Origin of the sequence: Rhizobium sp. S163 (assembly GCF_030380805.1) — a bacterium.
In the GTDB taxonomy this organism is placed as follows: Bacteria; Pseudomonadota; Alphaproteobacteria; order Rhizobiales; family Rhizobiaceae; genus Rhizobium.
The window spans coordinates 1,236,341-1,258,137 of sequence record NZ_JAUDSA010000003.1; the positions used below are offsets into that span (position 1 = coordinate 1,236,341).

23 protein-coding genes are annotated in these 21,797 nt (G+C 62.6%); 6 read left to right on the forward strand and 17 right to left on the reverse strand.

The genetic code is table 11. The features are described from left to right. Positions 1 to 2: 2 nt before the first annotated feature. From uraH to QTL96_RS06340, 10 genes are all read right to left on the reverse strand, one after another. A complete protein-coding gene (gene uraH, locus QTL96_RS06295; protein WP_289727089.1) occupies positions 3 to 359 on the reverse strand; it encodes a hydroxyisourate hydrolase in 357 nt (118 codons plus the stop codon). Then, a complete protein-coding gene (locus QTL96_RS06300) occupies positions 356 to 856 on the reverse strand; it encodes an ureidoglycolate lyase (RefSeq protein ID WP_289727090.1) in 501 nt (166 codons plus the stop codon). Before QTL96_RS06300 ends, uraH begins: the two co-directional genes overlap by 4 nt. A gap of 1 nt (position 857) precedes the next feature. Next, positions 858 to 1,220 carry a DUF86 domain-containing protein gene (locus QTL96_RS06305; RefSeq protein ID WP_289727091.1) on the reverse strand — a complete coding sequence of 121 codons (363 nt, stop codon included), beginning with the start codon at positions 1,218 to 1,220 and terminating at the stop codon, positions 858 to 860. After that, entirely contained in the window at positions 1,217 to 1,510 is a 294-nt protein-coding gene (locus QTL96_RS06310; protein ID WP_289727092.1) for a nucleotidyltransferase family protein, read from the reverse strand. Before QTL96_RS06310 ends, QTL96_RS06305 begins: the two co-directional genes overlap by 4 nt. A gap of 90 nt (positions 1,511 to 1,600) precedes the next feature. Next, positions 1,601 to 1,891, reverse strand: a complete 291-nt coding sequence (locus tag QTL96_RS06315; RefSeq protein WP_289727093.1) for a nucleotidyltransferase family protein — start codon at positions 1,889 to 1,891, stop codon at positions 1,601 to 1,603. A gap of 37 nt (positions 1,892 to 1,928) precedes the next feature. Beyond that, positions 1,929 to 2,222 carry a nucleotidyltransferase family protein gene (locus QTL96_RS06320; protein ID WP_289727094.1) on the reverse strand — a complete coding sequence of 98 codons (294 nt, stop codon included), beginning with the start codon at positions 2,220 to 2,222 and terminating at the stop codon, positions 1,929 to 1,931. Between the two features lie 60 nt (positions 2,223 to 2,282). Beyond that, the gene (uraD, locus tag QTL96_RS06325) at positions 2,283 to 2,780 is read right to left on the reverse strand and encodes a 2-oxo-4-hydroxy-4-carboxy-5-ureidoimidazoline decarboxylase (RefSeq protein ID WP_289727095.1); all 498 of its coding nucleotides are present in this window, start codon (positions 2,778 to 2,780) and stop codon (positions 2,283 to 2,285) included. Beyond that, entirely contained in the window at positions 2,780 to 3,703 is a 924-nt protein-coding gene (gene puuE, locus QTL96_RS06330; protein ID WP_289727096.1) for an allantoinase PuuE, read from the reverse strand. Before puuE ends, uraD begins: the two co-directional genes overlap by 1 nt. A gap of 98 nt (positions 3,704 to 3,801) precedes the next feature. Further along, positions 3,802 to 4,524 carry a DUF1045 domain-containing protein gene (locus QTL96_RS06335; RefSeq protein WP_289727097.1) on the reverse strand — a complete coding sequence of 241 codons (723 nt, stop codon included), beginning with the start codon at positions 4,522 to 4,524 and terminating at the stop codon, positions 3,802 to 3,804. Between the two features lie 224 nt (positions 4,525 to 4,748). Beyond that, positions 4,749 to 5,927 (reverse strand): FAD-binding oxidoreductase, encoded by a 1,179-nt coding sequence (locus tag QTL96_RS06340; RefSeq protein WP_289727098.1) that lies wholly within the window; start codon positions 5,925 to 5,927, stop codon positions 4,749 to 4,751. Between QTL96_RS06340 and mnmD the strand changes: the two genes are divergently transcribed. After that, positions 5,926 to 6,666 (forward strand): tRNA (5-methylaminomethyl-2-thiouridine)(34)-methyltransferase MnmD, encoded by a 741-nt coding sequence (gene mnmD, locus QTL96_RS06345; RefSeq protein WP_289727099.1) that lies wholly within the window; start codon positions 5,926 to 5,928, stop codon positions 6,664 to 6,666. The genes QTL96_RS06340 and mnmD overlap by 2 nt on opposite strands. Positions 6,667 to 6,678: 12 nt before the next feature. On the opposite strand, the gene QTL96_RS06350 is transcribed toward mnmD, so the two are convergent. After that, positions 6,679 to 9,897: a response regulator gene (locus QTL96_RS06350; protein ID WP_289727187.1), complete on the reverse strand. Its 3,219-nt coding sequence runs from the start codon at positions 9,895 to 9,897 to the stop codon at positions 6,679 to 6,681. 279 nt (positions 9,898 to 10,176) lie between these two features. Between QTL96_RS06350 and QTL96_RS06355 the strand changes: the two genes are divergently transcribed. Both QTL96_RS06355 and QTL96_RS06360 read left to right on the forward strand, forming a co-directional pair. Further along, positions 10,177 to 10,548: a hypothetical protein gene (locus QTL96_RS06355; protein WP_112943885.1), complete on the forward strand. Its 372-nt coding sequence runs from the start codon at positions 10,177 to 10,179 to the stop codon at positions 10,546 to 10,548. Between the two features lie 353 nt (positions 10,549 to 10,901). Then, positions 10,902 to 12,611, forward strand: a complete 1,710-nt coding sequence (locus QTL96_RS06360; protein WP_289727100.1) for a DEAD/DEAH box helicase — start codon at positions 10,902 to 10,904, stop codon at positions 12,609 to 12,611. 71 nt (positions 12,612 to 12,682) lie between these two features. On the opposite strand, the gene QTL96_RS06365 is transcribed toward QTL96_RS06360, so the two are convergent. Then, on the reverse strand, positions 12,683 to 13,582 hold the full coding sequence (locus QTL96_RS06365; protein ID WP_289727101.1) for a DMT family transporter: 900 nt from the start codon (positions 13,580 to 13,582) through the stop codon (positions 12,683 to 12,685). Between the two features lie 354 nt (positions 13,583 to 13,936). On the opposite strand from QTL96_RS06365, the gene QTL96_RS06370 reads away from it, so the two are divergent. The 3 genes from QTL96_RS06370 to QTL96_RS06380 are packed head-to-tail and all read left to right on the forward strand — an operon-like array spanning position 13,937 to position 17,129. Next, on the forward strand, positions 13,937 to 15,346 hold the full coding sequence (locus QTL96_RS06370; RefSeq protein ID WP_018897244.1) for a circularly permuted type 2 ATP-grasp protein: 1,410 nt from the start codon (positions 13,937 to 13,939) through the stop codon (positions 15,344 to 15,346). Positions 15,347 to 15,350: 4 nt separating this feature from the next. After that, positions 15,351 to 16,292 (forward strand): alpha-E domain-containing protein, encoded by a 942-nt coding sequence (locus QTL96_RS06375; protein ID WP_112943882.1) that lies wholly within the window; start codon positions 15,351 to 15,353, stop codon positions 16,290 to 16,292. A 12-nt stretch (positions 16,293 to 16,304) separates the two neighbouring features. After that, a complete protein-coding gene (locus tag QTL96_RS06380) occupies positions 16,305 to 17,129 on the forward strand; it encodes a transglutaminase family protein (RefSeq protein ID WP_112982974.1) in 825 nt (274 codons plus the stop codon). Positions 17,130 to 17,159: 30 nt separating this feature from the next. Here the strand turns inward: QTL96_RS06380 and QTL96_RS06385 are convergent, their stop codons facing one another. The 5 genes from QTL96_RS06385 to QTL96_RS06405 all read right to left on the reverse strand — a co-directional run bounded on the left by QTL96_RS06385 (position 17,160) and on the right by QTL96_RS06405 (position 21,750). Continuing rightward, the gene (locus tag QTL96_RS06385; RefSeq protein ID WP_112943878.1) at positions 17,160 to 17,402 is read right to left on the reverse strand and encodes a hypothetical protein; all 243 of its coding nucleotides are present in this window, start codon (positions 17,400 to 17,402) and stop codon (positions 17,160 to 17,162) included. 113 nt (positions 17,403 to 17,515) lie between these two features. Then, positions 17,516 to 17,989 (reverse strand): VOC family protein, encoded by a 474-nt coding sequence (locus QTL96_RS06390; RefSeq protein ID WP_018897240.1) that lies wholly within the window; start codon positions 17,987 to 17,989, stop codon positions 17,516 to 17,518. Positions 17,990 to 18,091: 102 nt separating this feature from the next. Further along, entirely contained in the window at positions 18,092 to 18,346 is a 255-nt protein-coding gene (locus tag QTL96_RS06395) for a hypothetical protein (RefSeq protein WP_289727102.1), read from the reverse strand. Between the two features lie 167 nt (positions 18,347 to 18,513). After that, positions 18,514 to 20,253: an L-arabinonate dehydratase gene (araD, locus tag QTL96_RS06400; protein ID WP_018897238.1), complete on the reverse strand. Its 1,740-nt coding sequence runs from the start codon at positions 20,251 to 20,253 to the stop codon at positions 18,514 to 18,516. A gap of 63 nt (positions 20,254 to 20,316) precedes the next feature. Then, positions 20,317 to 21,750: an aldehyde dehydrogenase family protein gene (locus QTL96_RS06405; protein ID WP_289727103.1), complete on the reverse strand. Its 1,434-nt coding sequence runs from the start codon at positions 21,748 to 21,750 to the stop codon at positions 20,317 to 20,319. Positions 21,751 to 21,797 lie beyond the last annotated feature (47 nt).

Below are 21,797 nucleotides of genomic sequence, written 5' to 3' on the forward strand. Positions count from 1 at the left end.
ACTCAGCTCCCGCGATAGGTCGAGTAGCCATAGGGCGCGATCAAGAGCGGCACGTGATAGTGCGCGCTCTCGTCGGCGATGCCGAAGCGGATCGGCACGAGATCGAGGAAGGCGGGATGCGGGAGTGCTGCACCGGTGCCGCGCAGATAATCGCCGGCATGAAACAGAAGCTCGTAGGTTCCGGCCTTGAAACTCTCGCCAACAAGGATCGGCCCGCCATCGACGCGGCCATCGGCATTTGTGACGACGGTCTTCACGTGCCGGCGGACCTCGGCCTCGATATGAAACAGCTCGATCTTCAGCCCTTCGGCCGGCTTGCCGGAGGCGGTATCGAGGACATGGGTGGTCAATCCGGTCATGAAATGGGCTCGCTGATGACAAAGGGAGTGTCGAAGAAATATTCTTCCAGATTGTTGCCCGGCCCGTCGCGATCGACAACCAGGAAATCGCTGACCGCGCCAAGCGACATCAACGGATGATGCCAGACATTGCGCCCATAATTCACCCCCTGATCGCCCCGCGCCAGGAACACCTGCGGACGCCCCGGCTTGCCGCCCTCGTCACCAGATACCACGACCAGAAACGGCCGTCCCGAGATCGGCGAGAAACTCTGGCTGCCGAACGGATGCCGCTCCATCATCCCGACCTCATAGGGAAAATCGCGCGGCAGCCCGCGAAACAGGTTGATGATGACACGAGCACCGTCGCCCACGACATCGGCCGACGCCAGCGCATGAAACCGCTCGGTGGTGCCGTTGTTGATATACCGCATCGTCGCCGGGTCGGCTTCGATGACCTCGCCGAAGGGCGCGAAGGCGGCTTTGGTCAGCGGCTGGATATCGAGGAAGTCTGTCACGTCATTCGCCTTGTATGCGCCAGTGGCGTAGCATGTGGAGCGTATCGATCAGCTCGGGGATATTGTTCGTCGCCGTGTCCCAGACCGTCTCGAGGTCGATATTGAAATAGCCGTGCGCGATCCTGTTTCGCATTCCGCGCATCTTTGTCCAGGGCACTTCCGGATGGGCTGCGACGACCTCCGGAAACTCCTCGGACAATCGCGTGACGACCTCGCCGATCATCAGCAAATTCATGCCGATGGCGCGCTGCTTCATCACATCTTCAAGAAACGCCTCCTTGGACGTGTCCTTAACGAAATCGCCGATCTCGTGGGAAACCTGTTCCATCTGGTCAAGATAGGATCGCAGCCAATCCGAATTCATATCGGCTTGGCCTCGCTGAGAACGCGCGCGCGCACTCTTTCAGGGAAATCTCCGGGGACCATGAGATGGATATCCGTTCCCTGCATGATGTCCTTCAACTCTTCCAGCAATCCACCGAGATCGAAAAGAGACGTCCCAGGCAGCGTATCGACGAGAATATCGAGATCGCTATCCGCCCGATCCTCACCCCGCGCCACCGAGCCGAAGACACGCGGGTTCGCCGCATTGAAGCGCTTGGTCGCCTCACGGATCGCCTGCCTGTTTTGCTCCAGCACTTCCGATGGTTTCATCGCCTTTGCTCCCTCCCGACGACTATAAGCGGCGGATGAGAAAGAGAAAAGCACGTCGCCGTAAGTCAGGAAAGAGCGACCGCGCCATGTTCATATCGCCATGGCATTCTGAAGAACGCGCTCGCGAATGTTCTCAGGCAAGCCGCCCGGCGTCACCAGATCCACCTTCACCCCCAGAATATCCTTCAACTCCTCAAGCAACCCGCCGAGATCGAACAACGATGTGCCCGGCAGCGTATCAACGAGAATATCGAGATCGCTATCCGCCCGATCCTCGCCCCGCGCCACAGAGCCGAACACACGCGGGTTCGCCGCGTTAAAGCGCGTCGTCGCCTCGCGGATCGCCTGCCTGTTTCTCTCCAGCACTTCGGACGGTTTCACGGCCCTATCCACCGCTCGCCGACAACAAAGTAGCAGCTCATATCGGCTTTGCTTCGTTCAGAACCTCACGACGCACGTCCTCCGGAAAGTCACCCGGCGTCAGCAAATGCACCTCGGTGCCAAGCATCATCTGATCGAGCGCATCCTGCAAACCGCCCAGCGTCAGCAGCGTGCTTCCCGGCAATGCATCAACCAAGATATCCAGATCGCTATCCACCCGATCCTCACCACGCGCCACCGAACCGAACACACGCGGGTTCGCCGCATTGAAGCGTTTGGTCGCCTCGCGGATCGCCTGCCTGTTTTGCTCCAGCACCTCGGATGGTCTCATGCAATCGCTCCCTTGGCGACGACTATAAGCGGCGGACGGACAAGAGAAAAGCGCAGTCGCTCAGCGCGAGGGCAGAAGCGCCTCGAGCCGCAAGAGCGCGATACGCTCCACCTGCGCGGTCGCCGTTTCGAATTCCGCATCGCGGCTGTTGTCGATGCGCTTTTCGAAGGCGGTGAGGATTGCCTGCTTGTCGAGACCCTTCACCGCGATGATGAAGGGAAAGCCGAATTTTTCGACATAGGCGCGGTTGAGTTCGGTGAAGCGCTGATGCTCCTCGGGGCTCAGCCGGTCGAGGCCGGCGCCGGCCTGTTCTTTTTTGCTGTCCTCGGTCAATTCGCCAGCAATCGCCAAGCGGCCGGCGAGGTCGGGGTGGGCGCGGAGCACACCGACGCGTTCCTCCGGGCTCGCGGCGCGGAAGATCGCCACCAGCGCCGTGTGCACGCGGTCGACATCAAGCGTCTCGCCGACGAAACCGTCGTCATAGGCCCGCTCGGCGATGAAGGGCGAGTGCTCGAAGACGCCGCCGAAGCGGGAGATGAATTCGTCGCGTGCGATCATCAGATGGCCTCCGGCTTGTGGTGCTTGTGCCAGTGCTCGGCGATCTCGATACGGCGCGGGATCCACACCTTCTCATGGTCGAGCACATACTGCATGAAGCGCTTCAGCGCCGCCGCGCGGCCCGGGCGGCCGACGAGCCGGCAATGCAGGCCGATCGACATCATCTTCGGGCTACCCGCCTCGCCCTCTTCATAGAGCGTGTCGAAGGCATCCTTGAGATAGGTGAAGAACTGGTCGCCCGAGTTGAAGCCCTGCGGCGTCGCAAAGCGCATGTCGTTGGTTTCGAGCGTATAGGGAATGATCAGGAACGGCTTGCCGTCCACGCCCTTCACCCAGAAAGGCAGATCGTCGGCATAGCTGTCCGACGAATAGAGGAAGCCGCCCTCCTCCTGCACCAGCCGCAGCGTATTGTCCGATGGCTTGCCCTGGTACATGCCGTAGGGCCGCTCGCCCGTAAGCTCGGTGTGCAGTCGCACGGCTTCGAGGATATGCTTGCGCTCCAGCTCTTCCTGGAAATCCTTGTATTCCAACCAGCGGTAGCCGTGGCTGGCGATTTCCCAGCCGGCTTCCTTCATCGCCGCCACCGCCTCGGGGTTGCGCGCCATCGCCTGCGTCACGCCATAGACGGTCGCCTGCACCTTGAATTCGGTGAACATCCGCCAAAGCCGCCAGAAACCGGCCCGCGAGCCGTATTCGTAGATCGATTCCATGTTGAGATTGCGCTGGCCGGGCCAGGCGGCCGCGCCGACGATCTCCGACAGCAGGTTTTCCGAGGCCGCGTCGCCATCCAGAATGCAGCTCTCGCCGCCCTCTTCGTAATTGATGACGAACTGCACGGCGATATTGGCGCCGCCGGGCCATTTCGGGTCGGGGGTGTTGCGGCCATAGCCGACGAGATTGCGCGGGTAAGTCTCGGATACCATGAAATCACCTTCCAGAAAGTCGTCGAACGGTAACACCTCAAGAGCGAATGTCGAGACGGAAACTGCGCAACAGCTTTTTGCGCTTATCGCACAACCGCTTAGGCCGGAACGGGAACCCGCTCGCGCCGCGCGCTGACCTTGCCCATCGGATGCAGCGAATGCACCCGGAACGGCCCGCCATTGCCCTCTTCGACCATCAGCGCCACGTTCGATATCTTCACCGGATCGATGAGAACCGGCTCGAAAACGCTGCGCAGCGAACGCTCGATGCGCGACATGTCGACCAGGCTGACCGGGCCGGTCAAAGGCATATGGAAGCGGAATTCGTCCATCACATAGGGGCATCCCCAGCGATGCAGATTGGCGAACTGCGCCGCCGAAAGCCCATCCGGATCGCTGCGCTCGATATCGGCATCGCTGAGCGGCGCGCGGAACTGGTCGAACTGCTGCACGATCGAGGAGGCCAGATACTGGACGTTGTCGCAGGGCAGCGACGGCACCAGGCTGAAGATGCTACCGGTGCGCGCAACCTCGAGCCGCGGAATGGAAAACGGCGTGAGTGTACCACAGAAGCGCATCAGTTCCCGCAGGAGTTGCGGCTCCGACATATCGGTCGCAAGCCGGAATGGTGCCTTCAGCGCACCGTGAAAACCATAGCGCCGCGGCACCGCCGTGTGAAAGGCAACCTCGTGAATGCTGAGCCCGCGGATTGCAGTGGGCTCCACCATCTCGCCGGAAAACACGTTTCGGCCAAGCCAATTGGCAGCCGCATGCGACAGCGGGTCATTCGCGGCGGGCGTGAAGCAGATGGCGTATCGCATGCAATTATCTCCGTCGGCACCAGGCGCGACTCGTCGGCGCGCTGCCGTTTTGCAAGCAGATAGGCGATTTGCATGACAGATTGACGAAGGACAGCGAGTGCTAATTCACGTTTAACGTGAATTGCTGTTTATCTCGCGAAAGTGGCCGCTGATTTCAGGATTTAGGCAGCGAAAAACGGAAAAGCGTAGGCGAAACGAGAGAATTCAAGCGATCGCGAGGCACTTTAGCGTGAAGCGACGTGAATATGATTGATCAGGTGAAAGCTCTCGGGCACCGCAAACGGTACCGCACTGCCCGCAGCCATGTGCACCACCGCCTCGGCCAGCCGGTGCGCGAGGCCGAAGCTAACCTTGAAGCCACCGGTCAGCGCCAGCAATCTCTCATGTTCGGGATGCGGACCGATCATCGGGTCGCGGTCGATCGCCTTGGGGCGCAGCCCTGCCCAGCGCTCGATAACGGGCGCGTCGCGCAACAGAGGCACCAGTGCCCGCGCCTTCTCGACCAGAACATCCAGCTGCCCGTCGGTCGCGAAGGGTGCATCGAAACGGTTCTCGCTGGTGCTGCCGATCGCGACATGCCCGCCCTCATGCGCCACCACATAAAGCCCGTCGCGGAAGATTGTCGGGAGGCCAGGATCGATATCGGCCTTCAGAAGCGCCGACTGGCCCTTTACCGGCTGGCCGAGCGGCTGTGTCAGCCCCGATGTGTCGCGCGCCAGAAGCGGAAACGACTGATAACCGGCCGCAATGATGCAATGTCCGAAGGCGATCGCCCCGGCATCGGTCTCGGCGATCCCGCGCTCGGCATCTATGCCGCGAACAGCTGAATTCTCGATGATGCGGATGTGTTTGGCGCGGCGGAGGAACGCTGCGAGCACACCCGTCAGCGATCGTGGCGCCACCCGGCCGGCCAGCGTGTCATGCACAAAGCCGCCCTCCATACCGGAAGCGTCCGGCCAGCCGGATACATCAGGCGTATCGATCACATTCCAATGAAAGCGGCGCTCTCCTGTATGCCAATGGCTTTCGGCATCGGCGGAATGGCCGAGCGCGATATCGCGCAGATGCGGCTTGGGCAGCGGGATCAGGCGGCCGGAGCGACGGTAGCCCGTTGAGAGGCCCGTCTCGGCCTCAAGCTGCGCCACCTCGGCCTCCAGCGCTACCAGCGCATCGAACTGAAACTGCTTCTTCGGGTTCCACTTATCCGGCATGTGCGGCATCAGCGCGCCCAGCAACCCGCCGCTCGCCCCGCCTCCAAGCACGCCGGCATCGATCAGCACCGCGTCGATCCCCATGCGCTCTGCGTAGACGGCCGCCCAGAGCCCCATGATGCCGCCGCCGACGATCAACAGATCAGTGGACGATTGACCCGAGGGCAAGGCCGGACTATCGGCTGTTGGCATGACAGATATCGATCCCGATCAGATGGACGCGGCAGACCTCGAAATAGCGAACCGGCCGCTTGAATGGCGCGACGGCGATATGCCCTATTCGCCGGCCTTTGGCGACCATTTTTATTGCCAGACCGACGGCCGCCTCGAATGCGGCCATGTCTTTCTAGCCGGAAACGGCCTGCCTGAGCGATGGGCCGGGGCGCAAAACTTCCTGATCGGTGAGCTCGGCTTCGGCACCGGCCTGAACTTCGCCGAGACCTTCAGGAACTGGAAGCTGAGGCGCGCAGAAGGCCAGCAACTGCACTTCATGTCCTTCGAGCTCTACCCGATGCGGCGAGACGAGATCGACCGCGCGCTGTCGCACTGGCCGGAGATCGACGCCGAGCGTATCGCGCTCACCTCTGCATGGCCGGATATGCCCGAGGGCACCGTGTCCTTGAAACTCGACGAGCAGACCACGCTCAGCGTCGTCTGCGGCCGGGCGCTCGATGGGGTGTCGGCCGCCAAGGCGGGTTTCGATGCCTGGTATCTGGATGGCTTTGCGCCTTCGCGCAATGCCGACATGTGGTCGCAGGAACTGATGACGCTCGTCTGTGAAAAGACGGTCCCTGGCGGCACCTTCGCCACCTACGCAGCGGCCGGCTTCGTCCGGCGCAATCTGGGCGCCGCGGGCTTTGCGGTCGAGCGCCGTCCCGGCTTTGCCGGCAAGCGCGAAATGCTGTGCGGCGTCAAGCGCGCCGAGGGCTAGGCCAGTTGTAGACTAGCTCAGCGAAATCCCGCTCGTGCGGCCTTCCTTGCCGAGCCACAGCGCGATCTTCTCTTCCAGCAGTTCCGGGCTGATCGGCTTGGCCATGTAGTCGTCCATGCCGGCGTCGAGGCAGAGATCGCGGTCGGCGTCGAGCGCATGCGCGGTGACGCCGATGATCGGCACGCGGTGCCCCTGCCCGCGCTCAAGCTCGCGGATGCGCCGCGCCGCGTCGTGGCCGTTCATGACCGGCATCGACACATCCATCATGATGATGCGCGGCGTATAGGCCTCCCAGGCCTCGACGGCCTCTTCGCCGTTCTTGACGACGAGGAAGTTCAGTCCCGTCGCCTGCAGGATCTGCGTGAAGACGATCTGGTTGACTTCATTGTCCTCGGCGACGAGCACGTCGATGAAGGACGGCGGCGCTCTTTCGTTGAAAGCTTCCGGCAGTAATTCGGGTTCGAGCGGCGGCGCCTCGATAACGGGGCGCAGCGTCGGCGCCAGCCTGATCCGGTTGGTCCGCACGACATCGACGATGGTGTTGCGCAACACGTTGGCGCGGGCCGGCTTCATCAGATGCGCCTGGCCGTTCAGCGCCGCGAATTCCTTCTCGGTGCCGGAGATATCCATCGACGTCAGGAAGACGATCGGCAGGTCGGCGAAGCGCTCGTCGGCGCGCAACAGGCGGGCGATGTCGGCGCCGTTCATGCCGGGTATCTGGTAGTCGAGAACAAGCGCATCGATCGAAACGCCGAGTGCGGACGCTTCCTCGAGAATGGCGAGCCCTTCGACGCCGTCTTCGGCGGCCGCGCCATCGAAGCCCCATTGCGTAAGCTGCTCGGTCAGGATCTGGCGGTTGACGGCGTTGTCATCGATGACAAGCACGCGCGCGCCGCGCACATTGACCGGCAGCGGCCGCGGCTCGGCCCGCTTGGCACCGACGGTAAACGGCAGCGTGACGGTGAAGACCGAACCCTCGCCGACAGCGCTGTCGACCTCGATATAACCGCCGAACAGGTCGACGAGACCCGCGGTGATCGCCAATCCCAGCCCGGTGCCTTCGTGGCGCCGCGTCGAGGAGGAATCGATCTGCGAGAACTTGCCGAAAATCTGGTCGAGCCGGTCCTTCGGCATGCCGATCCCGGTATCCTCGATGCGCAGCGTCGCCATGATCTCGTCGGCCGCACCGGCGACATAGCCGAGCTCGACCAGCACATGGCCCCGCTCGGTGAACTTGACGGCGTTACCGACGAGATTGGTGACGATCTGGCGAAAACGCCCGGCGTCGCCGATGATCGCCGCAGGCAGACCGGGCATGACGCGCACCAGAAGCTCGATGCTCTTTTCCGCCGCCAGCGACGACAGAAGTGTCACCACATCCTCGACGGCCTCAATCGGGTCGAAGGTCACGCGCCGCAGCGTCATCTGCCCGGAATCGATCTTCGAGAAGTCGAGGATGTCGTTGATGATGGTCATCAGCGCATTGCCGGACTTGGTGATGATATCGACGAAAGTCTTCTGGCGCGTGTCGAGATTGGTCTTCGACAGCAGCTCCGCCATGCCGAGAACGCCATTCATCGGCGTGCGGATTTCATGGCTCATATTGGCCAGGAACTCCGACTTCACCCGGTCAGCGACCTCGGCGCGTTCAAGCAGGCTCTCCAGATCGACTTCGCGGATCTTCATCGCCGAAATGTCGGTAAACAGCACGACCCAATGCCGGCGCGCGCTGACCATGACGTCCATCTGCACCCAGCGGCCATCGGGCACGCGAAAGAGATGCGACGCCGGCTGGCCGTCGGCAAGCGCCTGGCCGATATCGTTGAGCAGGTGATCGGCATCTTCCGAGAAATCACCGCGCGTGGCGCAGAAGGCCAGCATCTCGCGCCAGTTGCGCCCGATGGCGACGCGCTCGGATGCAAGGTCCAGCATCCCGGCCAGCGCATCGTTGCTGAGCAGGATTTCTCCATCCTGCAGCACGAGCAGCCCCTGCGACATCGCATGCGTCGCATCGCCCATCAGTTCGCCGAGGTTCTCGAGCTCTTCGCGGGCGGCGTGGATTTCGCGCTCATGCCGGCGCACGGCCGACACGTCGGCATAGGTCAGCAGGATGCGATCCGTCGAGATCTTGCGGCTGTCGACCAGGAGAAACTTTTCGCCCCAGTTGATCTCGGCCGCAGCCGGCTGGTCGGAGCGGAACTGATCCGTGCGCCGCGCAAGGATTTCCTCGGCGGTCACGCCCGGCGGATAGCGCCCCAGCGTGTGGTTGTACTCGACAAGCTCGGCAAAGCCCTTGCCGTCGAACAGGCCCTCAGGCAGCTCGGAGATCGTGTAGAAGGCGTGGTTGCCGTAGCGGATCGTCAGATCACTCTCAAGGATCAGAACGCCGACCGGCAGCGAATTCAGCACGCGCGCCATGTCGCGATGGAGAATTTCGGTATGCGCCTGCGCGGCGATGAGCGCGCTTTCGCGCTCCTTCAGCAGCGAGACATCCGAGTAGGACCCGACCGTATAGTGCCGGCCGTCGCCGCCATCGATCCGGTTGATCTGCGCGAGGATAGGATAGACCCCGCCATCCGCGCGAGGAACCAAGCTCTCGATATCGCGCGCCTCTCCCTTGGCCAGCGCCTGCACATGGCCGCGGCTCACCATGTCGCCGGACGCCGTGCCAAACATCTCGCGTTCGGTCTTGCCCAGCGACTCGGCGCGCGGCAGTCCCGTCAACTGTTCATAAGATGCATTGGCATAAACCAGCCGGTGATCCTGATCGCGCACGAAGGCGGCAACCGGAAGCGCCTCGATCACATCGCGCAGGAAGTCGATATCCGTGCTGTTGTCACTGAGCGCCCGCGCCGCCGGCCATTTCGGACGCGCCGCCTTGCGCGCCTCTTCGAACATGCCGAGCACGTAGATCCGTTCCTCCGACAGCGCAAAGCTCTCGATCCTCACGCGGTCATGGAGATCGCCTGTCGCGTCGAAGCAGAGCGCGCTTTCCTCGCTGCCGAACACCAGCGCGCGCCGCTCCTTGTCCTCGCGGTCCTGCTCTTCCGGACGGTCGAACAGCTCGCGGCTGCGCCGGCCGATAAAATCGGAAATCTCCTTGCCGAAGAAATCCGCATAGGCCTGATTGACCGCGACATAGCGCAGCTCGCTGTTCTTGACATAGGCAGGGTTGTCCAGATCCGCGATCCGGCCGCATGCCAGTTCGAGAATGTCCCCGTTCGGTCCCAAAAACACCTGCTCCACCATGAAAACACTAGGTAAATTGCTACGTCATCGACCATAGCCGAGAGGCGTTTAACAACGAATTAACCATGACCCGCCCAACCAAAAATAACGCTGCAGATTGAGAAGAGTAGAAGAAGAGCATGCGTGGTTGCAGCGACTGATGCTCCTGTCATCGCCAAGCAAAACCTAGAAAATCGTGCTAAAATCCCAGCCATTTCTTAGGCCGCCGCGATATTCTGCTGCCGACGCCTAAGAACAATTCGTCCGTCACAGGAGGCGAACATGTCCGTACTTCATAAAAGCATGGCAACCGGCTCTATCCTGCTCACGCTGACAGCGGCGACGCTGACATCGGCCTCGCCGGCGATGGCGCATGAACATTACGCCTGGGGCGGTGCAGCGGCCGGCTTCGTCGGCGGCGTGCTGCTGTCGCAGGCGCTGCGCCCCTACCCCTACACATACGGCTATCCCGACGGCTACGGTTATCCCTATGCCTATGGCTATCGCTACGGATATCCCTATAGGGCATACCGGCCCTACCGCGCCTATCCGGTCTACCGCACGCATTACGTCCAACCCTACCGCACCTGCCATCTCGAATGGCGGCGCAACGGATGGGGCGAGGCTTACCGCGTTCGCGTCTGCCCGTACTGACATTTCAGCCGATCGCCCGACAACGGCGCGCGATACGCCTCCCGCGCCGTGGCCCTGCTCGGCCTTTTACGCCCCTCCCCTTGACTTTCCGGCGGAACTAGACCAAATGCAGGCCAGCTTTCACCTTCCGGCCGCCGCGTGAGCGTGCCCCTGCCAGCAAATAGGATGCAGGAAGAAGGACAAAAGCGCATTTCGAATGGACCGCATCCCAAGGGACGCGGCAGAAGCGCTGGAAAGCTTTTTCCAACAAGACAAGTTCCCACTTCACGCGGGGTTCTTGACGCCAGAGTAACACCGGACCGCAAACCCGCGTTCCGGCGGTATTGTTTTGGCGCCCCTGAAAAGGTTATGACTTGACCAATTTTGAATCGCTTGGTGTCTCCAAGCCGATCGTCGCCACACTGTTCCAGCTCGGTATCGAAACGCCGACCCCCATCCAGGAAAAGGCGATCCCGCTTCTTCTCGAAGGCCGCGACCTGATCGGCCTTGCACAGACCGGCACCGGCAAGACGGCCGCATTCGGCCTGCCGCTGATCGAAAAGCTGATCCCGGAAGAACGCCGCCCCGACAACCGTACCACCCGTACGCTGATCCTGGCGCCGACCCGCGAACTGGTGAACCAGATCGCCCAGAACCTGAAGAACTTCCTGCGCAAGTCGCATCTGCGCATCAACGTCGTCGTTGGCGGCGTCTCGATCAACAAGCAGCAGCTGCAGCTTGAAAAGGGCACCGACATCCTGGTCGCCACCCCGGGCCGCCTGCTCGATCTCGTCGCCCGCCGCGCCATCGGCCTCACCGCCGTGCGCTACCTCGTGCTCGACGAAGCCGACCAGATGCTCGACCTCGGCTTCGTGCATGATCTCCGCAAAATCTCCAAGATGGTGCCGAAGCGTCGCCAGACGATGCTCTTTTCCGCCACCATGCCGAAGGCGATCGCCGATCTCGCCGCAGACTTCCTGACCGATCCGGTCAAGGTCGAAGTGACGCCTCCGGGCAAGGCTGCCGACAAGGTCGAGCAGTATGTCCACTTCGTCAACGGCAAGAACGACAAGACCGACCTTCTGAAGAAGTCGCTCTCCGAAAACCCCGATGGCCGCGCCATCGTCTTCCTGCGCACCAAGCATGGCGCCGAGAAGCTGATGAAGCATCTCGAGCACGTCGGCTACTCCGTCGCCTCGATCCACGGCAACAAGAGCCAGGGTCAGCGCGAGCGCGCGCTGAAGGCCTTCAAGGACGGCGATATCAAGACGCTGATCGCGACCGACGTCGCAGCGCGCGGCATCGACATCCCGGCTGTCAGCCACGTCTACAACTACGATCTGCCTGAAGTGCCGGACGCCTACGTCCACCGCATCGGCCGTACGGCCCGCGCCGGCCGCGATGGTATCGCGATCGCTTTCTGCGCACCGGATGAAACCCGTCTGCTGCGCGATATCGAGCGCCTGATGAACATCTCGATCGCGGTTGCCTCTGGCGAAGCCCCGGCCAACATGAACGCGGCGCCGAAGCGCGGCAATGGCGGCAACCGTGGCCAGAGCCAGGGTCGTGGCGGTGAAGGTCGTGGTGGCGAAGGCAGGGGCGGCGAAGGCCGTGGCAACGCCCGCGCCGGTCGCCCCGAGCGCCGTCCGCGCCCCGAGGCTGGCGAGGAAGTCCGCGCCAACGAGGAGCGCCGCGAGCGTCGTCCCCGTCCGGAACGCCAGACCCAGCGCAACGAGGATTTCCGCGGCCAGCGTCGCGGCGAAGTCGCGCCGGTCACGGCAGGCCCTGACAACGATCTCGCCTCGACCTCGGATTTCCGTGGCGCAGGCCAGGCCCGCAAGCAGCAGCGCCCGCAGCACGGCAACCACGCCCATGGCGACGCCAACCGTCACCAGCCCGGCGGCGGCGCCCGCAATGCCCCCCGCAACGGCCAGGGCCGTCCGGCCCGCAAGCATGGCGAAGACCGTGGCGCGCAGCAGAATGCCGGTGGCGAACGTGGTGAACGCCGCGAAGGCAACGGCGGCAACCGCCGCGGCGGCCCCTCGCGCGGCGGCAATGGCGGCCAGCGTCGCGAACGCGCGTAATTCCTAGACGCGATTGAACACCGAACGGCGGGAGAAATCCCGCCGTTTTTTATTGTGCCTGCTCGCTGGTCTTACTGCGCCTGCTCGCGCAGCGGCGCGACCGCCTGCCGGTTGGTCAGATAGACGCCGGTGACGACAACGATGGTGCCGATAATGAGCGGCAGGGTCAGCGGTTCGCCGAAGGCGATGAAGGCCTCCAGCGCCACGGTCGGCGGCATCAGGTAGATCAGCGAGGCCGCGCGCGACACCTGCCCACGCCGGATCAGATAGAGCAGTAGCCCGACGCCGCCCATCGACAGGCCGAAGACCGACCAGACGAGGGCCGCGACCGCCGTTGCCGACCCGTCGAAATGCATGCGCTCGAAGCTCAGCATCAGCGGCACGCTGACGATGAGTGCGCCGACATATTGCAGCGTCGCGATAGCAGGCAGATTGCCTGTTTGCAGGTGCTTCTTCTGGTAGAGCGTTCCATAGGTGACCGACGCCATCGCCAAGAGGTTGATCGCGAGCGGCACGAGGGCATGGGCGAGATTGGCGTTGGCGGGGTCAAAGAGCTTGGGCGAGATGGCGATCGCGATCCCCACGAAGCCGAGCGCGAGCCCGGCTTTCTGCACCGGCTGCAGCCTTTCGCCGATCAGAAGCGGTGCGGCCATCGCCGTCAGAAGCGGCTGCAGCGCCGCGATGATGCCGGAGATGCCGGCCGGCACCCCATTGGCGATCGCCCACCACAGGCCGCCGAGATAAAAGCCGTGCAGGAACAGCCCTGAATAGATCGCTTTCCAGATCACCGCCCTATCCGGCCACTGAACCCTGAGCACGAGACAGAGCGCCAGGAAGGCCAGCGCCGACAGCGCGAAGCGAATGGCGAGAAAGGTGAAGGGCTCGGAATGGATGGCCGCGTATTTCGCCACCACCCAGCCGGTGGACCACAGGAGAACGAAGATGGCGGGTGCGAGGCGATCGAGCGACATGGGCGGCCTTGGAAAACGGAAATGGGCCGAGATAGCCGCTGCGGGTACCGGCAGTCAAAGGCGAAGCGTTGATGCTTATTGTAAGTTTCATTGAAGCCGAAAAAAACGGCTCCGACATGGCGATCGCCCGAAAATGAATCGCGTCGCGCGTGGAAAATAATCACATGCTCATGTTTTAAGCGACGAGATACAATTGCTCTTTGCCGCCCCGACGCTAGCTTCCCGGAAATGCTCAGTTTTTCGGCTATTTTCGCCGATAGCTATGATTTTATGAATCTTCCGTTTGAACTGAGCATGGTTCTTGCATTGCTTTCTCCGTTGTACTCAAATGAAGAAAAAAGGGGAGCCACACCTTTGGCATTTGATGAAATGATCACCGGGGACGAAAGCCCTCGACAGCCATATGAAAAATACTTTGAGTGGTACAATAATCAGGATCGCGCTCATCTGATCGCCAAATCCCGCGATGCGGAAAACATCTTCCGCAAGACCGGCATCACCTTCGCCGTCTATGGCCACGCCGACAGTTCCGAAAAGCTCATTCCCTTCGATATCATCCCCCGCGTCATCTCCGGCCGCGAATGGCGAAAGCTGGCGCAGGGCATCGAGCAGCGCGTCATCGCGCTCAACGCCTTTCTCGACGACATCTACCACAAGCAGGAGATCATCCGCGCCGGCCGCATTCCGCGCGAGCTGATCGAGAAGAACGATGCCTTCCTGCCCGAGATGATCGGTTTCCGCCCGCCGGGCGGCGTTTACACCCACATCGTCGGCACCGACATCGTGCGCACCGGCGAGGACCAGTTCTACGTTCTGGAAGACAATGCCCGCACGCCCTCGGGGGTCAGCTACATGCTGGAAAACCGCGAGACGATGATGCACATGTTCCCGGAGCTATTCCACGAGAACAAGGTGCGCCCGGTCGAGGATTACCCCTATCTGCTGCGCCAGTCGCTCGCCTCGCTCGCCCCTCCCGGCTGCAAGGGCAAGCCGCGCGTCGCCGTGCTGACGCCTGGCATCTACAACTCCGCCTATTACGAGCACTCCTTCCTCGCCGACACCATGGGCGTCGAGCTGGTCGAGGGTTCGGACCTTCGCGTCATCGACGGCAAGGTGAAGATGCGCACCACGCGCGGCTATGAGGCGATCGACGTGCTCTATCGCCGCGTCGACGACGACTTCCTCGATCCCTTGACGTTCCGTCCGGATTCCGCCCTCGGCATCCCCGGGATCATGGATGTCTACCGCTCCGGCAACATCACCATCGCCAACGCGCCGGGTACCGGCATCTGCGACGACAAGGCGATCTATTCCTACATGCCTGAAATCGTCGAGTTCTACACCGGCCGCAAGGCGCTTCTGGAAAACGTGCCGACCTGGCGCTGTTCGGAGGCCTCCAGCCTGAAATACGTGCTGGAGCACCTGGAAGAGCTCGTCGTCAAGGAAGTGCACGGCTCCGGCGGCTACGGCATGCTGGTCGGCCCGACCGCGTCGAAGAAGGAACGCGCCGATTTCGCCGAGAAGCTGCGCGCCAAGCCGAGCAACTACATCGCCCAGCCGACGCTCTCGCTGTCGACCGTGCCGATCCTCGTCAACAAGGGGATCGCGCCCCGCCACGTCGACCTGCGCCCCTACGTGCTGGTCTCCGACAAGGTGCAGATCATTCCCGGCGGCCTTACCCGCGTGGCGCTGAAGCAGGGCTCGCTGGTGGTCAATTCCAGCCAGGGCGGCGGCACCAAAGACACCTGGGTATTGGAGGATTGATCTGATGCTCGGAAGAACCGCAAACGGTCTCTACTGGATGTTCCGTTACTTCGAGCGCGCCGAGAATATCGCGCGCCTCATCGATGCCGGCATCCGCATGTCACTCACCAGAAGCAGCGGCAGCGACGACAACTGGGACGGCGTGCTGCAGAGCGCCGGCGTCCGCGAAGCCTATGACGAGGGCCATTCGAAGCTGACCGGCCCTGATGCCATCGACTACCTGCTGCGCGACCGCACCAACCTGTCGAGCGTCATGTCCTGCGTCGATTTCGGCCGCAACAACGCCCGCATGGTGCGCACGGCGCTCACCCGCGAGACATGGGAAGCGACCAACGAGTTCTGGATCGAGCTCAAGGAGCTCCTGTCGAAGCGGCTGAAGCCGGCCGATCTGCCGCAGGCGATCGACGTCATCAAGCACCGCGCGGGCCTGATCCGCGGCGCGCTGCACGGCTCGATGCTGCGCAACGAGCTTTACAATTTCGCCCGCATCGGCACCTTCATCGAGCGCGCCGACAACACCAGCCGCATCCTCGACGTGAAATATTACGTGCTGCTGCCGGCGGTGTCGGCCGTCGGCACTTCGATCGACAACGTCCAGTGGGAATCGATCCTGCGCTCGGTCTCCGCCCACCGCTCCTACAGCTGGGCCTATGACGGCGAATATCGCGCCACCAACATCGCCGACTTCCTGATCCTCAACGGCCAGATGCCGCGTTCGCTCGCCTATTGCTACGAGAAGATCACCAGCGAACTCGGCCACCTCGCCACCGATTACGGCGAGCGGCTGAAGGCGCACGACACCGCCGACGCCATCCGCCAGTCGCTGAAGAAGCAGGCGATCAAGGACATCATGGATCAGGGCCTGCACGAATTCCTCGAGGATTTCGTCTCACGCAACAACCAGCTCGGACAGGAAATTTCCGACGGTTACCGGTTCTACGCATAGGCGGGTCGCGACATGAAACTGAAGATTAGCCACGTCACCGAATACCGCTACGACGAACCCTCCGCCTTCTCGCTGCAGCGCCTGCGGCTGACCCCGCCATCGGGGCCGGGCCAAAAGGTGCTGAGCTGGTCGCTGCATGTCGAGGGCGCCAAGCCGGAGGTCGAGTATGACGACCAGTTCGGCAACCACGTCAACTTGGTCTCGCTGGAAGGCGAGCAGCAGGTGACGCGCATCGTCGCCGAGGGCGAGGTCGAGACCGAGGATCTGAACGGCGTCACCGGCCCCCACACCGGCTTCTGCCCGCTCTGGCTGTTCCTGCGCGATACGCCGCGCACCAAGCCCGGCAAGCTGGTGAAGGAGCTCATCAAGGGCGTCAGCGGCGACAACGAGCTTGGCCGCATGCATGCGCTGATGGGCGCGATCCACGAGACGGTGAACTACCAGCCCGGCACCAGCGACGTCGAAACCACGGCCGAGCAGGCGCTGGAAAAGAAGACGGGCGTCTGCCAGGACCACGCCCACATCTTCGTGGCAGCCGCGCATGCGCTCGGCGTTCCCGCGCGCTACGTCTCGGGCTACCTGATGATGGAAGAAAAGATCGAGCAGGCGGCAACCCATGCCTGGGCCGAAGCGCATATTCCCGGTCTCGGCTGGGTCGGCTTCGATCCCGCCAACAAGATTTGCCCGGACGAGCGCTATGTCCGTATCGCCAGCGGCCTCTCCTACAAGGACGCCGCACCCGTCTCCGGCATGCGTATCGGCACGCCGGGCGAAAAGCTGCAGGTGATCGTCAAGGTCGCGGACCAGGGGCAATCTCAGAGTCAGTCCCAGAGCTAGGCAAGGCGGCGGAAGTGAGCGGCTGCCATCTTAATCGAACTCCGGCACCTGCCCCGACTGGAAGAGAATGATCGATGGCCCCTGCTCGCCGACAGCGACATTGGCCTCGCGGCACCAGACAACGACGCCGGCGTAGTCGTTGACCATCGTTTCGGCGACGTAGACAGCCGTGTCCTCGCCCTTCATCCGTCGCGGTTCGAACGCGTGCACCAGAGCGCCGCTGTCATCGATGTTGAACGCGCTCAGCACAATCAATTTCCGCACTCCTGGCATTGACGCTCTCCTGCGGCGATAACGGCAGGACGCCCGGTTTCGTTCCGAGCGACAGGCGGTGTTGATGACGGAAATCGAGTAGCAAGGCGGCCGACAAGATCGGCGTGTTGCGCTCAGCCCCGGCGGGCAGCCTCGATCGCCGCGACGTCGATCTTGCCCATGTCCATCATCGCATCGAATGCGCGCTTGGCCTCGGCGCCGCCGGCGTTCATCGCCTCTGTCAGCACACGCGGCGTGATCTGCCATGATACGCCCCATTTGTCCTTGCACCAACCGCAGGCGCTCTCTTCGCCACCATTGCCGACGATCGCGTTCCAGTAGCGGTCGGTTTCTTCCTGGTCCTCGGTGGAGATCTGAAACGAGAAGGCTTCGTTGTGCTTGAAGACGGGGCCGCCGTTGAGGCCGATACAGGCAACGCCGGCGACGGTGAACTCGACGACGAGCACCTGCCCCTCCTTGCCCGAGGGATAATCCCCCGGTGCGCGCGTGATCTTCCCGACGGAACTGTCAGGGAACGTCTTTGCGTAGAAGCGCGCTGCCTCCTCCGCATCCTTGTCGTACCATACGCAGATCGTGTTCTTTGCCATTACGCGCTCCTCCCGCGTTCGTTGCCTATGTCAGGACACATAAGGCAGCGATATCAGTTGACCAGCGCAATGGTCTCTTTGGAGCGGATCGTTAAGGCGGGCTCAGAGGCTCTCGTATTGTTCCGCCGTGCGGCGGGTCGCCAGCGAGTAGAGCCAGTAGAAGGGGATGAAGCAGACGAGGACGGCGATCTCGAGCACCGAATGGCGCGTCTGGCGCTCCTCTTCGACAGCAGCAGGCGCCTCCGCTCTCACCTCACGCTGCGCGTTCTCGAGCAGACGGTTCACCAGCTGGCGATTGTCTTCCGTCTCGGTCCCGTCGGCGTCGTGATGGGTGGTCTTCGGCGCGGGCTTGCGCATGTCTGGCCTCGTCGTCATTGCAGTGCGAGGTCAAGCTAACACGATTTTATTAAATCTTTAACTATAACTTCCCTGCTTCCCGCGCGCGGGGCGTGCGCTTCCCAGACATGGAAAAGGCGGAGCTTTCGCCCCGCCTCCTCGTCAATTCATCCGATCGAAACGACCGCTTAGTGGCTGTCCTTGCCAACCGCGCTGCCGCGACATCCCTTGAGGAAGTCGAGGTCGGCGCCGGTGTCGGCACCTTCGACGTGCTGCTGGTGCAGGAACGCATAGCCCGAGGTCGGCAGCTCGTGCTGCGGCTTCCATTCGGCCAGGCGGCGCGCCATCTCTTCATCGGAGATATCGACATGCAGACGGCGGTTCGGCACGTCGAGCTCGATCATGTCGCCGTTCTTGATGACGGCGAGCGGACCGCCGACGGCAGCTTCCGGCGAAGTGTGCAGGACGACAGTGCCATAGGCGGTGCCGGACATACGGGCATCCGAGATGCGCACCATATCGGTGATGCCCTTCTTCAGGACCTTGGGAGGAAGACCCATGTTGCCGACTTCGGCCATGCCAGGGTAGCCCTTCGGACCACAGTTCTTCATGACCATGACGCAGGTCTCGTCGATGTCGAGATTGTCGTCGTTGATCTTGGCCTTGTAGTCGTCGATGTCCTCGAACACCACGGCGCGGCCGCGATGTGTCAGCAGATGCGGCGAAGCAGCCGATGGCTTCAGAACGGCGCCCTTCGGCGCCATGTTGCCGCGCAGAACGACGATACCGCCGGACTGCGTCAGCGCCTTTTCGGCCGGCAGGATGACGTCTTCGTTCCAGTTGACGACGTCCTTGACCTCTTCCCACATCGTCTCGCCCGAAACGGTCAGCGCATCCTTGTGCAGCAGGCCTGCTTCACCGAGACGCTTGATGACGACAGGCAGGCCGCCGGCATAGAAGAACTCTTCCATGAGGTACTTGCCCGATGGCATCAGGTTGACGATGGTCGGTACGTCGCGGCCGCAACGGTCCCAGTCGTCGAGCGTCAGGTCGATGCCGACGCGGCCGGCCATGGCCAGCAGATGGATGACGGCATTGGTCGAACCGCCGATCGCCGCATTGGTGCGGATGGCGTTTTCGAAGGCCTGCTTGGTCATGATGTCTGATGGTTTCAGGTCGTCCTTGACCATCTGCACGATACGGCGGCCGGTGAGCTGCGCCATCACCTTGCGGCGGCTATCAACGCCCGGGATCGCGGCATTGCCCGAAAGCGCCATGCCGAGCGCTTCGGCCATCGATGCCATCGTCGACGCGGTGCCCATGGTGTTGCAGGTGCCGGACGAACGGCTCATCGAAGCCTCGGCTTCGAGGAACTCGGCCTGCGTCATCTCGCCGGCCTTCACCATTTCGGAGAACTTCCAGAGGTGCGTGCCGGAGCCGACGCGTTCGCCGCGGAAATAGCCGTTCAGCATCGGGCCGCCGGTGACGACGATCGACGGCAGGTCGACGGAGGCCGCCGCCATCAGCAGCGACGGCGTGGTCTTGTCGCAGCCGACCATCAGCACGCAGCCGTCCATCGGCTGGCCGCGAATGGTTTCCTCGATCGAGAGCGCCGCGAGGTTGCGGTACATCATCGCGGTCGGGCGGAAGGTGTTTTCGGAAGCCGAGAAGACAGGAACTTCCATCGGGAAGCCGCCGGCTTCCCAGATGCCCGCCTTCACCTTCTCCGCCAGTTCGCGCAGATGGCCGTTGCACGGCGTCATGTCCGACCAGGTGTTGAGAATGCCGATCACAGGGCGTCCGTCGAACAGGTCGTGCGGGTAACCCTGGTTCTTCATCCAGCCGCGGTGATAGATGACGTCACGGCTGGTGCCGCCGTACCATTCCTGCGATCGAAGCTTGCGCGGCCATTCCGCTTTTTTAAACATTGTCTTCTGCCTTTTGAGGGATGCCGAGCCGTCCTCGCGACGGCCCGTATCGCTATTTTGACGTCAGGCCAGCGTGTAGCTGGTCTTGACCGATGTGTAGAATTCGGCGGCGTACTTGCCCTGCTCGCGCGGGCCGTAGGAAGAGCCCTTGCGGCCGCCGAACGGAACGTGGAAATCGACACCCGCCGTCGGCAGGTTGACCATCACCATGCCGGCCTCGGCGTTGCGCTTGAAGTGCGTCGCATGCTTGAGGCTGGTCGTCGCGATGCCCGAGGACAGACCAAACGGCGTGTCGTTGGCGGTCGCCAGTGCCTCTTCGTAATCCTTGACGCGGATGACCGAGACGACAGGTCCGAAGATCTCTTCGCGGGAGATGCGCATCTGGTTGGTGGCTTCGGTAAACAGCGTCGGCTGCAGATAGAAGCCGGGCGTGTCGCGCTTCAAAAGCTCGCCGCCGAAGGCAAGCTTCGCGCCTTCCTTTTTGCCGATCTCGATATAGTCGGTGTCGGTCTTCAGCTGCCTCTCGTCGACCACGGGGCCGATATGCGTGCCCGATTTCATGGCGTTGTCGACGATAAGCGTTTCGAGCTTGGCCGTCAGCGCAGCCACGAATTTGTCGTGAATACCTTCCGTGACGATCAGGCGCGAGGAGGCCGTGCAGCGCTGGCCGGTCGAGAAGAAGCCGGAGTTGGCGGCAGCTTCGACGGCGACGTTGAGGTCGGCGTCGTCGAGAACGACCATCGGGTTCTTGCCGCCCATTTCCAGCTGGAACTTGCGGTTATGCTCGAGCGAAGCAGCGGCGACGCGTTTTCCCGTGCCGGTGGAGCCGGTAAAGGTGATGCCGGCAACATCGGGGCTGTCGAGCATGGCCTGGCCGACGACCGAGCCCTTGCCCATGACGAGGTTCAGGACGCCCTTCGGCAGGCCGGCGCGGTGGAGGATATCGACGATCGCCCAGGAGCAGGCGGGAACCAGCTCGGCCGGCTTGAACACGATTGTGTTGCCGTAGCAGAGCGCCGGGGCAATCTTCCAGGCCGGAATGGCGATCGGGAAGTTCCAGGGCGTGATGATGCCGATGACGCCGAGCGGGTCACGGGTGATCTCGACGCCGATGTTCGGACGAACCGACGGAATGGTTTCGCCGGCAAGGCGCAGCACTTCGCCTGCGAAGAATTCGAAGATCTGGCTGGCGCGGATGGTCTCGCCGATCGCCTCGGGGAGCGTCTTGCCCTCTTCGCGGGCAAGCAACGCGCCGAGCTCGTCCTTGCGGGCCATGATCTCGTCGCCGGCCTTCTTCAGGATGACGTGGCGCTCCCAGATGCCGGAGCGCGACCAGGCCGGGAATGCGGCCTTGGCCGCGGCAATCGCGTTCTTGGTGTCCTCGGCCGAGCCATCGGCGTAGAGGCCGACGACTTCGTTCGTATCCGACGGGTTGATATTCTTGGTGGCGTCCGCGCCGATCCATTCGCCGGCGATCAGGTTCTGATAAATGGTCATGGGCCCTGCAAGCCTCCTTTACCGCTTATGAAAGAATGGCCCGACAG

What these genes read in the sequence shown, in the direction of transcription:
- QTL96_RS06395 (WP_289727102.1), bottom strand. Translation starts at nt 18,346, where the DNA reads ATGCGCAAGCCCGCGCCGAAGACCACCCATCACGACGCCGACGGGACC.
- QTL96_RS06380 (WP_112982974.1), top strand. Translation starts at nt 16,305, where the DNA reads ATGAAACTGAAGATTAGCCACGTCACCGAATACCGCTACGACGAACCC.
- araD (WP_018897238.1), bottom strand. Translation starts at nt 20,253, where the DNA reads ATGTTTAAAAAAGCGGAATGGCCGCGCAAGCTTCGATCGCAGGAATGG.
- QTL96_RS06340 (WP_289727098.1), bottom strand. Translation starts at nt 5,927, where the DNA reads ATGCCAACAGCCGATAGTCCGGCCTTGCCCTCGGGTCAATCGTCCACT.
- QTL96_RS06385 (WP_112943878.1), bottom strand. Translation starts at nt 17,402, where the DNA reads ATGCCAGGAGTGCGGAAATTGATTGTGCTGAGCGCGTTCAACATCGAT.
- puuE (WP_289727096.1), bottom strand. Translation starts at nt 3,703, where the DNA reads ATGGTATCCGAGACTTACCCGCGCAATCTCGTCGGCTATGGCCGCAAC.
- QTL96_RS06375 (WP_112943882.1), top strand. Translation starts at nt 15,351, where the DNA reads ATGCTCGGAAGAACCGCAAACGGTCTCTACTGGATGTTCCGTTACTTC.
- QTL96_RS06355 (WP_112943885.1), top strand. Translation starts at nt 10,177, where the DNA reads ATGTCCGTACTTCATAAAAGCATGGCAACCGGCTCTATCCTGCTCACG.
- uraD (WP_289727095.1), bottom strand. Translation starts at nt 2,780, where the DNA reads ATGATCGCACGCGACGAATTCATCTCCCGCTTCGGCGGCGTCTTCGAG.
- QTL96_RS06390 (WP_018897240.1), bottom strand. Translation starts at nt 17,989, where the DNA reads ATGGCAAAGAACACGATCTGCGTATGGTACGACAAGGATGCGGAGGAG.
- QTL96_RS06405 (WP_289727103.1), bottom strand. Translation starts at nt 21,750, where the DNA reads ATGACCATTTATCAGAACCTGATCGCCGGCGAATGGATCGGCGCGGAC.
- mnmD (WP_289727099.1), top strand. Translation starts at nt 5,926, where the DNA reads ATGACAGATATCGATCCCGATCAGATGGACGCGGCAGACCTCGAAATA.
- QTL96_RS06320 (WP_289727094.1), bottom strand. Translation starts at nt 2,222, where the DNA reads ATGAGACCATCCGAGGTGCTGGAGCAAAACAGGCAGGCGATCCGCGAG.
- QTL96_RS06365 (WP_289727101.1), bottom strand. Translation starts at nt 13,582, where the DNA reads ATGTCGCTCGATCGCCTCGCACCCGCCATCTTCGTTCTCCTGTGGTCC.
- QTL96_RS06310 (WP_289727092.1), bottom strand. Translation starts at nt 1,510, where the DNA reads ATGAAACCATCGGAAGTGCTGGAGCAAAACAGGCAGGCGATCCGTGAG.
- QTL96_RS06305 (WP_289727091.1), bottom strand. Translation starts at nt 1,220, where the DNA reads ATGAATTCGGATTGGCTGCGATCCTATCTTGACCAGATGGAACAGGTT.
- QTL96_RS06335 (WP_289727097.1), bottom strand. Translation starts at nt 4,524, where the DNA reads ATGCGATACGCCATCTGCTTCACGCCCGCCGCGAATGACCCGCTGTCG.
- uraH (WP_289727089.1), bottom strand. Translation starts at nt 359, where the DNA reads ATGACCGGATTGACCACCCATGTCCTCGATACCGCCTCCGGCAAGCCG.